The 9,124-nt window shown below is 75.7% G+C and carries 9 protein-coding genes and 1 pseudogene; 4 read left to right on the top strand and 6 right to left on the bottom strand.

Going from position 1 to position 9,124, the window contains the following annotated elements:
- Window positions 1-124 precede the first annotated feature (124 nt).
- Together MW084_RS12840 and MW084_RS12835 are read right to left on the bottom strand one after the other, a co-directional pair.
- The gene (locus tag MW084_RS12840; protein WP_010474317.1) at window positions 125-841 is read right to left on the bottom strand and encodes a DUF5710 domain-containing protein; all 717 of its coding nucleotides are present in this window, start codon (window positions 839-841) and stop codon (window positions 125-127) included.
- A 198-nt stretch (window positions 842-1,039) separates the two neighbouring features.
- Window positions 1,040-2,188 (bottom strand): erythromycin esterase family protein, encoded by a 1,149-nt coding sequence (locus MW084_RS12835; RefSeq protein WP_010474316.1) that lies wholly within the window; start codon window positions 2,186-2,188, stop codon window positions 1,040-1,042.
- A gap of 80 nt (window positions 2,189-2,268) precedes the next feature.
- On the opposite strand from MW084_RS12835, the gene MW084_RS12830 reads away from it, so the two are divergent.
- From MW084_RS12830 to MW084_RS12815, 4 genes are all read left to right on the top strand, one after another.
- Window positions 2,269-3,162 carry a TioE family transcriptional regulator gene (locus MW084_RS12830; RefSeq protein ID WP_010474315.1) on the top strand — a complete coding sequence of 298 codons (894 nt, stop codon included), beginning with the start codon at window positions 2,269-2,271 and terminating at the stop codon, window positions 3,160-3,162.
- Window positions 3,163-3,445: 283 nt separating this feature from the next.
- Window positions 3,446-3,847: a helix-turn-helix domain-containing protein gene (locus MW084_RS12825; RefSeq protein ID WP_010474313.1), complete on the top strand. Its 402-nt coding sequence runs from the start codon at window positions 3,446-3,448 to the stop codon at window positions 3,845-3,847.
- Window positions 3,848-3,908: 61 nt separating this feature from the next.
- Window positions 3,909-4,514, top strand: coding sequence for a hypothetical protein (locus MW084_RS12820; protein WP_010474311.1), 606 nt, complete (start codon window positions 3,909-3,911; stop codon window positions 4,512-4,514).
- Window positions 4,515-4,645: 131 nt separating this feature from the next.
- A complete protein-coding gene (locus MW084_RS12815) occupies window positions 4,646-4,975 on the top strand; it encodes a DUF2516 family protein (RefSeq protein WP_010474309.1) in 330 nt (109 codons plus the stop codon).
- A gap of 37 nt (window positions 4,976-5,012) precedes the next feature.
- On the opposite strand, the gene MW084_RS12810 is transcribed toward MW084_RS12815, so the two are convergent.
- The 4 genes and pseudogenes from MW084_RS12810 to MW084_RS12795 form a co-directional block, all read right to left on the bottom strand.
- Window positions 5,013-6,248 (bottom strand): PP2C family protein-serine/threonine phosphatase, encoded by a 1,236-nt coding sequence (locus tag MW084_RS12810; protein ID WP_010474307.1) that lies wholly within the window; start codon window positions 6,246-6,248, stop codon window positions 5,013-5,015.
- A gap of 168 nt (window positions 6,249-6,416) precedes the next feature.
- Window positions 6,417-6,674, bottom strand: a complete 258-nt coding sequence (locus MW084_RS12805) for a hypothetical protein (protein ID WP_158684369.1) — start codon at window positions 6,672-6,674, stop codon at window positions 6,417-6,419.
- 359 nt (window positions 6,675-7,033) lie between these two features.
- A complete protein-coding gene (locus MW084_RS12800; protein WP_010474304.1) occupies window positions 7,034-8,092 on the bottom strand; it encodes a C40 family peptidase in 1,059 nt (352 codons plus the stop codon).
- Window positions 8,093-8,547: 455 nt separating this feature from the next.
- A pseudogene (locus MW084_RS12795) lies at window positions 8,548-9,112 on the bottom strand (class I SAM-dependent methyltransferase); the annotation flags it as partial.
- Between the last annotated feature and the right edge of the window lie 12 nt (window positions 9,113-9,124).

Genomic DNA, 9,124 nt, shown 5'->3' with positions numbered 1-9,124 from the left:
TTTGTTGTTGGAAAGGAGAGGCCGGAATGGGGTGTGCGGGGGGGGCGGGGGGCGGGGGGAGGGGGAAAGGCGGGGCGTACCCGGCCGNCCCGCCGCGGGCGGGCGGCCGGGTACGCCCCCGCCGCTACGGCACCGGCGGGCGGCCGGCGGAGCGCAGCGTCCGCTCGGAGACCCCGGCGCGGGCGTCGGCGCCGGGCGGCGGGGCGAGCCTGATCCCGGCACCGGTGAGGATGCCCAGGTCCAGCTCCCAGGCGACCCGGGAGCGCTGCTCCCACACCGCGAACGCGGCCCGCACGTGCTCCCGGGCCCGCGCCTCCGTCATCCCGGTGACCGCCACCAGATGGGCGAACGCCTGCGCCTCGACGCCGCGGACCTGGGCGTACCCGTAGTGGGTGACCGTGTGGCAGTCGGTGCACAGGCAGATGAGCCGCTTCAGGGTCTGCACGCGTGCGCGCTCGTCGTACGTCCACCGCTCGTGGGCCTCCAGCCGGCACCGCCGCTCGCGGTCCTCACCGGCCCCGCAGACCTCGCAGCGCCGCCCGGCCCGGCGCGTGATCACCCGGCGGAGCCGCTCCCAGTCCCGCTGGTCCACGCAGGACCGGACGTTGGTGAACCAGCAGGTCTGCGGCACCAGGTCGACGAACAGCCCGCTCCCCAGGCCCCGGTCCTCGCCGGGCAGCAGGTCGGGCACGTCCGGCGCGGCCGCCCACCGCTCCAGTTCCGCCATCCCCGGCCGGGGCGCGTACCAGCGCCGCGCCGACGGGTCCCACCGCGCCCCGCCCCTCTTCGCCTCGTCCTTCTCGGCGAACGGCACGTCCAGCCAGATGCGTCCGACTGCCACGTCAGTCCCTCCCCGTCGGCGTCCCCGCCCATGCTGGCACGGGCGGCGGGGCGCGACGNGGGGGACGCCGGCCGGCGNGCNCGCGGCGGCCGAACCGGACGGGCGGCGTCCGGACCGGACGGGCGGCGTCCCCTTANGGNGNGNGCGGCGCGCCCCGGCTCCGGGNCNCCGCCCCCGCCCCGGCCGGTGCCCGTGCGGTCAGGGCGCGGTGATCGCCGCGCCGTCGCGGATGTGCAGGACCGCGTCGGCCCCGTCGAGCGTCGCCCGGGCGAGCGGGTAGTACCCCTGCCGGGGGTCGGTGTCGGTCCGGGTGCGGGCGTCGGGGACCGCGGAGGCGGCCAGCAGCCCCCAGCGGGCGGTACGGCCCTGGAGGAAGCCCTCGAAGGTGTCCGGTCCGGGCTCGCCGAGGCCGAGGGCCTCGCTGCGGCCGACGCTGCCGGCGGCGAAGGCGTACCGCTCGCCCGACAGGTTCGCCACGATGGCCCCGGCGCCGAACCACTCCACGTCCGCGTCCCCCACCCGGAGAGTGCTCGCGCCCCGCTGCAGGTGGGTGTTGTGGGCGAAGACCAGCGTCCCGCCGCGCCGCGCCTCGGCCTCCCGGACGGCCAGGAGGTTCTGGGCCATGAGCGCGTCGCGGGTGGCGAGGAGCCGGGCGATCCGCACGTTCCGCTCGCCGGGCCGCGCCGCCTGCCGGTGGTAGCGCAGGAGGCCGAGGCCGGCGGTGAGGTGCGTCAGGGCCCGCAGCCACCGGGCGTGCGAGGTCGCCGCGATCCGTTCCGGCGCGCGTTCGTGGAGGGTGACGAGCATGTCGTCGGCGACCGCCCGCAGCCGCTCGGCCTCGGGGGTGGCGCCGACCGACGCGGCCGGGTCGAGGATCGCCTCCGTACGGCTCCACCGCTCGTCGTCGCCGGCGAGGGCCGCGAGGTCGAGGTCGAGCCCCAGGTAGTCGCGGGCGTGTTCGAGGTAGGTGCGGGGGCTGGGGGCGCTGGTGTTCTCGGTCGGCGCGTCGAAGCCGTGGAGGGCCACCCGCTCGTGCGGCGGCCGGCCCTCGTTGTACCGGCGCAGCCACGCGACCAGGCGCCGGTTGGGCTCCAGCTCCCCCCAGCCGTGGGAGAAGCCCTCGCGCATCACCTCGTCGAGGCTTCCGGTCCCCTCCCGCACGTGGTCGTCCACGACGAGCGCGGCCACCCGGTCGATCTCCAGGGCGACCGAACGGAAGCCGTGGCCGACCAGCCGGGCGAGCAGTTCGTTGCGGACCAGCGCGAAGGCCGGTTCCCGGTGCGTCGGCTCGCCGAACGCCAGCAGGTCGCCGGAGACGGCGACCAGGTCCTGTATGTCCTGACTCATGGACCTCAAGCGTAACTTTGAAAGACCGGTTGAGACTTGAGCGCCGAGTGAAGGGAGGTCGCCCGGTAAAGTCTCAAACGGTGAGAACACTCCGGCCCGTCGACCTCGCCCGGGAGCACGGCATCTCGACCCAGGCGGTCCGCAACCACGAGCGGGACGGGTTCATCCCGCCCGCCGAGCGCACCCGCAGCGGCTACCGCGTCTACACCGAGCTGCACGCGGCGGCCCTGCGCGCCTACCTGTCCCTCGTCCGGGCGTACGGGCACGCCACGGCCGGCCAGATCATGACCGCGCTCCACCACGACCGGCTCGACGACGCCCTGACGGCCGTCGACCGGGGCCACGACCAGCTGCTCCGCGACCGGCAGACCCTCGACGCGGTACGGGCTGCGGTGGACCACCTGACGCGGGCGCCGGGCGCCGTCGCGGGCCGGGGGGAGGCCACGGGAGCCGTCACGGGCCGGTCGGAGGGGCCGGGCGCCACTCCGGGCCGGTCGGCGGGCCCGAGCGCCGTCGCGGGTCGGTCGGGGGCGCCCGGCGCCGCTCCGGCCCGGTCGGCGGGGCCGGGCGCGGTCGCGGGCCGGCCGGAGGTGCCCGGCACCGTCGCGAGCCGGGTGGCGGGATCGGGCCCCCTGTCCGTAGGCGAACTGGCGCGCCGGCTCCGCGTCACCCCGGCGACCCTGCGCAACTGGGAGGCCGCCGGAGTCCTCGCCCCCGGGCGGGACCCGCTCACCGGCCACCGCGTCTTCCGCGCTCCCGACGTCCGCGACGCCGAACTGGCCCACCTCCTCAGGCGCGGCGGCCACCCGCTGCGCCACATCGCCACCGTGGTCCGGCAGGTCCGCACGGCCGGCGGCACCGACGCGCTGGCCGCCGCCCTGGACGACTGGCGCGGCAAGCTCACCGCCCGCGGCCTGGCCATGCTCGACGCGGCCGCCCACCTCGGCCGGTACCTGACCCTGTCCGGCAGCTGACCCCGCCCGGTGCCCGACCCCCCTTACGACTGTACCACGCTCGCTGCCTGATGTATTNNNNGCCTGGCCATGCTCGACGCGGCCGCCCACCTCGGCCGGTATCCGACCCNGCCCGGTGCCCGACCCCGCCCGGCGGCCTTCGTGCCGGCTGCCCTCGTACCGACGGCGAGGGCCCCGCCGCCGCGGGCCGGGCGGGCGCCCGCGGCGGGACCGGCGCGTCCGGGCGTATAACTGCCGCTAGCGTCCGCTTGCAATTGTTAGCGAAGGGGTGCAGCATCGAGGTATGGCATCGCTCAACGTCGGCAACCTCGGCGAGTACCTGCGCGAGCAGCGGCGCACCGCGCAGCTGTCGCTGCGGCAGCTCGCGGAGGCGGCCGGGGTGTCGAATCCGTACCTGAGCCAGATCGAGCGCGGACTGCGCAAACCGAGCGCGGAGGTGCTCCAGCAGGTCGCCAAGGCGCTGCGGATATCCGCCGAGACGCTGTACGTGCGGGCCGGGATCCTCGACGAGCGGGACCGCGAGGAGCTGGAGACGCGGGCCGTCATCCTCGCCGACCCCTCGATCAGCGAACGGCAGAAGCAGGTGCTGCTCCAGATCTACGACTCCTTCCGCAAGGAGAACGCGCTCGACACGCAGAACGGCACCGGCGATGCCGGAGCAGCCGCAGGATCCACCGAAATCTGACTCCGCCACGCTCGCGCGCACCGCCGCGCGACGAACCCGCGACACGGGAGGACCACAGACCATGGCCATCATCGACGAGCTGCGTACGCCCCTCTACTTCGCCGCCGGCACCGCCGACCTCGCCGTACAGCAGGCCCGCAGGATCGCCGCCGAGGCCCCGTCCCGGCTGGACGCGGTGCGCAACACCGACCCGAAGGCCGTGCAGGAGAAGGTCACCGCGCAGGCGAAGGAGGCGCAGGCGACGCTCCAGAGCAAGGTCGCCGAGCTGATCGGCGGCCTCGACACCGACCTGAAGAAGCTCGGCGAGACCGCCCAGAGCCTGGCCCTGCGCGGCGTCGGCGCGGCGGCCGAGTACGCCGTGAAGGCCCGCGAGACGTACGAGAAGGTCGCCGAGCACGGCGAGCAGGCCGTCAGGACGTGGCGGGGCGAGGCCGCCGAGGAGATCACCGAGATCGCCATCGCCGTCGAGCCCGGCTCCGCCCCGGCGACCGGGACCGGCAGGGCCGAGCGCGCCGACGGGTCCGACAAGGCCGCCGGGGTCGAGGGCGCCGACGCGGCGGACGCCGCCGCCGAGGCGGGCACCGGGACCGGTGCCACCCGGAAGCCCCCCGTCCGGAGGACCTCCACCCGGAAGGCCGCCCCCTCGGACACCGTCGACGAGAAGTGACCCGGGGCGCCCTGCCGGGGCCGGCGCCGGATCGGTGCCCGGCTCCGGCGGGGCACCGATCCGGTTGCCGGGGCGTTGTACGGGTAGCTTGGCCGCGAGTCGCCCCATCCACCTGACAGGCGGTACCCACCATGCTGATGTCCGGTTTCAACTCGCTGCTCGGGCTGCTGTCCCTCGCGATGCTCGTGCTCGCCGTCGTCGCGCTGGCCTTCGCCGCCCTGGCACGCGAGGACGCCTATCGGGCGGCGGACAAGCAGACCAAGCCGTTCTGGCTGGTCATCCTGGGTGTCACGGTCGTCGTGAACATCTTCCCGATCCTCCTGGTGCTCCAGCTCGCCGGGCTCGTCGCGACCATCGTCTTCATGGTGGACGTCCGCCCCGCCCTCCGCCAGGTGTCGGGCGGCGGCCGCCGCGGCTCCAGCAGCGACGGCCCGTACGGCCCGTACAACGGCGGCCGGTGACCGCCACCGGACGGCCCGCCGCCCGGTGACGCGCCCGTCAGCGGGCCGCCCGGTCCAGGAGCAGGACCGCCACGTCGTCCGTCAGCTCACCCTCGTTCAGGTGGCGGACCTCCGCCACCGCCGCCTCCAGGAGCTCCTCGCCGGTCAGGCCCCGGGCGAGCTGGCGGTTGACCATCTCGACCATGCCCTCCTGACCCAGGCGCGGAGAGCCGGGGCCCGCCGAGCGGCCCTCGATCAGGCCGTCCGTGTACATCATCAGGCTCCACGCCCCGCCCAGCTCCACTTGCCGCCGCGGCCACCGCGCCCTCGGCAGCACGCCCAGCGCCGGACCGCCGTCCTCGTACGGAAGCAGCCGGGCGCCCTGCCCGGGGCGGGCGACGAGCGGCGCCGGGTGGCCGGCCAGGCACACCCCGGCCCGCCGCCCGTCGGGCGCGACGTCCACGGTGCACAGGGTCGCGAAGATCTCCTCGTTCTCCCGCTCGTGCTCCAGCACCCGTTGCAGCGTCGACAGCAGTTCGTCGCCACACAGCCCCGCGAACGTCAGCGCCCGCCACGCGATGCGCAGCTCCACGCCGAGCGCCGCCTCGTCGGGGCCGTGCCCGCACACGTCGCCGATCATCGCGTGCACCGTGCCGTCCGTGGTGCGCACCGTGTCGTAGAAGTCGCCGCCCAGCAGGGCGCGTGAGCGGCCCGGCCGGTAGCGGGCGGCGAACCGCAGGTCGGAGCCCTGGAGCAGCGGCGTCGGCAGGAGCCCGCGCTCCAGCCGGGCGTTCTCCTGGGCCCGCAGCCGCGACTCGGCCAGCTTCACCTGCACCGAGTCGGCGCGCTTGCGCTCCACCGCGTACCGGATGGCACGGCTCAGCAGCGGCCCGTCCAGCTCCTCCCGGAACAGCCGGTCCTGCGCGCCCGCCCGTACCGCCTCCGCCGCCAGCTCCGCGTGCTCCGACCTCGCCAGGACGAGTACGGCGTGGCGCGGGGCGATGCGCAGGACGTGCCGCAGCGCGGACAGCGGATCGTCGTCGCGCCGCGCGTCGACGGGCAGGTCGAGGTCGACCAGGACGCAGTGCACGTCGTCGGTGAGGAGCCGCTCCGCCTCCGTGAGGTTCCGGGCGGTGCGTATGCGGATGCGGCCACCTGCGGCGTCGACCAGTTCGGGGACGGTGAAGGTGCCCGCCGGATCGTCCCCGATCACCAGCAGGGTGAGATCACCGTTCGCCGCATCGAGCGTGTTCACCCTCTGCCGCTGCGCGGGCACGGGTGCGGGTACGGGCATCGGTTCGCTTTCCTTCCCTCCCCCCGAGGGTGCGGTGGAGCGCCGGACGACGCCCCGCCGACGGGGACCATAGCGGCACCCGGCGTCCGAACGGAATGGCGATCAGTGAGGAGACCGCGGCATATGCCACACAAGGGGAGGTAGTCGGCCACCTCCACATGAGAAACATCACGTGAGGGGCGCGTTCCGCCTGCGTTCGCGCCGCCTGGACCCTGCTCGCGCCCCTGGCCGTGCCGGCGCCGCCCGGTTGGCGTCCGGGTGGTCGGGGTCGTGCTCGTACCGCATGGTCGGTGCCTGGGCGCCGGGGTCGTGCTGGTGCCGCATGGTCGGTGCCTGGGCGCCGGGGTCGTGCTGGTGCCGCATGGTCGGTGCCTGGGCGCCGGGGTCGTGCTCGTGCCGCTCGTGCCGCCTGGTTCGCGTCCGCACCGCTGGAGGCGGTACCCGCGCTGCATGACCTGTGGCCGCGTCGCCAGGCCGGCGCCCGCGCCACCCGGCCGGCGCCCGCACCGCTTGGGCGGGGCCGTGCTGCCCGGGCGGGGCCGTTTGGAGCCGGTCCGCCCGCCCCGTCCGGCTCGGGCCGTCCCGTTTGGTTCAGGCCCCGCCCGGCTCGGGCCGCGTGGTCCGGCTCGGGCCGCGCTACCAGGCTCGGGCCACCCCGCCAGGCTCGGCACCCCGTCCGGCTCGGGTCACCCCGCTCGGCTCAGGGTGCGCCGCCCGGCTCGGGCCGTCTCGCTTCCGGGGCGAGGCGGGGCGGGACGGGNCGGGGCGNCCCGAGCCGGGCGGGGTCAGTTGTCCGGGCGGACGACTCCCAGGATGGGCATCGAACCGGCCCCGGCCACCGCGATGTGCCGTCCCGGCCGCGGGGCGTGGACCATCAGGCCGTCCCCGATGTACATCCCCACATGGCTGGCGTCCCCGAAGTAGACGATCAGGTCACCGGCTCGCATGTCCCGGACCGCCACCCGCGGCAGCAGCCGCCACTGCTCCTGGGAGGTGCGCGGGATGCCGCGGCCCGCCGCGCCCCAGGCCCGCTGGGTGAGTCCCGAGCAGTCGTACGCGTCCGGTCCCTCGGCGCCCCAGACGTACGGCTTGCCCACCTGGGTCAGGGCGAATTCGACGGCCCTCCCGCCCTGCGGGCTCGCGCTCCGGTCGATCTCCCGCAAGGCGCCCGACGCCAGCCACGCCGTCTGCGCGTCCTCCTGCGCCTGCCGCTCCAACTGCCGCAGCCGCTCCCGCTCGGCGGCCTCCAGTTGCGACTCCAGCTTCTCCGCGGCGGCGATCTTCGCCGTTATCAGCTTCCTCGCCTCGGCCTGGCGGGCACGGGTCGCCTTCAGGCGGGTCAACTCGGCGTTGGCGTCCCCGGTGTACGTCTCCAGGTCCTGCTGGTTCTGCTGAAGCTCCGCCAGCAGGTCCCTGGTCGCCTTCTGCCCCTGCGCGAGGCGGTCGACGCCCTCCAGGAACAGCCGCGGGTCGTCGGTGAGGACGAGCCTCGCCTCCTCGGGGAGCCCGGCGTTGCGGTACTGGGCCCGGGCGGCAGCGCCGGCGCGCCGCTTCAGTTCGGCGATCCTCTCCCGGCCGTCCGCGACCGCCCGGGACAGCTTCACGGTCTCGGCGTGCTGCTTCTTCGCCTGCTCCTCGGCGAGGTTGTACGCGTCGGTGGCGGAGGACACCTGCCGGTACAGCGCCTCGATCTCCGCGCGCACCTCCTCCAGGCTCTTCCGCGGCTGCTGGGTGGCCGCACCGGGAGCCGGCTCGGGTGCGGGCGCGGCGTGGGCCGGTCCCGCGAGGACGGTCAGTACGCACACAGCGGTGATCGCGATGGTGACGCGACGGTGTCGGTTCACAGGCTTCCCCCTCCGGACGTCGACCGGCCGGGCGGCATCGCGACGCATCTGACTTGCCGTCAGTAACCGTCGGTGCCGTCGGCGATCGTGCCATGTCACCGGTGAAGGTAACAGGGCGGGGGAGGCCGCCCCGTCGGCTTTCCACAGGCCGGCGACGGGTGGCGCCACTCGGGCGGCCGTCCACAGGGAAGGGTTGCGCCGCCGCGCGTGCCGTGTCCCGCCCGGGCCGTGTGTTCCGGACCGAGCCGCGTGCTTTCCGCCGTGCGCGCCGCGCCCCGCTCGGATGCCGTGCCCCCGGATGCCGCGCCCCCGGACGCTGTGCTCCCGCCGCGGACCTGTGCCCTGCTTGGACGCCGTCCCCTTACCCGGACGCCGTCCCCTTACCCGGACGCCGTCCCCTTACCCGGGCGTCGTCCCCCTGCCCGGGCGTCGTCCCCCTGCCCGGGCGCCGTTCCCTACCCGGACGCCGTGGGCCAGCCCCGCGGGGCCAGGGCGTCCCAGCGGACCGTCAGTTCGCCCTGGCGCCACCGCCGGCGACCGTCGGCCAGCGGCCAGTCCGCCGCCAGGGCCGAGGCCGTCGCGATCCACCGCTGCCGGGCTCCCAGGGAGGCGTACGGGGCGGCCGCCGCCCAGGCCCGGTCGAAGTCCCGCAGGAACGCGTGGACCGGCTCGCCCGGGACGTTCCGGTGGATGAGGGCCTTGGGGAGCCGTTCCGCCAGGTCCGAGGGGCGGTCCAGGGAGCCGAGGCGCGTGGCGAACGTCACCGTGCGCGGCCCCTCCGGGCCGAGCGCCACCCAGACGTGACGGCGGCCGACCTCGTCGCAGGTGCCCTCCACGAGGAGGCCGCCCCGCGCCGCGAGCCGCCCGCGCAGGCGGGTCCACACCTCCGCCACCCGGTCCTCGTCGTACTGGCGCAGGACGTTCGCCGCGCGGATCAGGGCGATCGGGCCCTCGACCGGCACCTCGAAGCCGCCGTGCGTGAACGACAGGCCCTCGCGTACGTAGGGCCGGGCCGCGGCCNNGCGCACGGGG

Source organism: Streptomyces sudanensis, from assembly GCF_023614315.1.
Lineage (GTDB): Bacteria > Actinomycetota > Actinomycetes > Streptomycetales > Streptomycetaceae > Streptomyces > Streptomyces sudanensis.
The sequence above is the reverse complement of the archived record's forward strand: the minus strand, read 5'-3'. Positions and strand labels throughout refer to the sequence as shown.

Bases quoted from the DNA above. Each gene is read 5' to 3' on its own strand.
- MW084_RS12815 (WP_010474309.1), top strand. From the start codon at position 4,646: ATGCTGATGTCCGGTTTCAACTCGCTGCTCGGGCTGCTGTCCCTCGCG.
- MW084_RS12820 (WP_010474311.1), top strand. From the start codon at position 3,909: ATGGCCATCATCGACGAGCTGCGTACGCCCCTCTACTTCGCCGCCGGC.
- MW084_RS12810 (WP_010474307.1), bottom strand. From the start codon at position 6,248: ATGCCCGTACCCGCACCCGTGCCCGCGCAGCGGCAGAGGGTGAACACG.
- MW084_RS12825 (WP_010474313.1), top strand. From the start codon at position 3,446: ATGGCATCGCTCAACGTCGGCAACCTCGGCGAGTACCTGCGCGAGCAG.
- MW084_RS12835 (WP_010474316.1), bottom strand. From the start codon at position 2,188: ATGAGTCAGGACATACAGGACCTGGTCGCCGTCTCCGGCGACCTGCTG.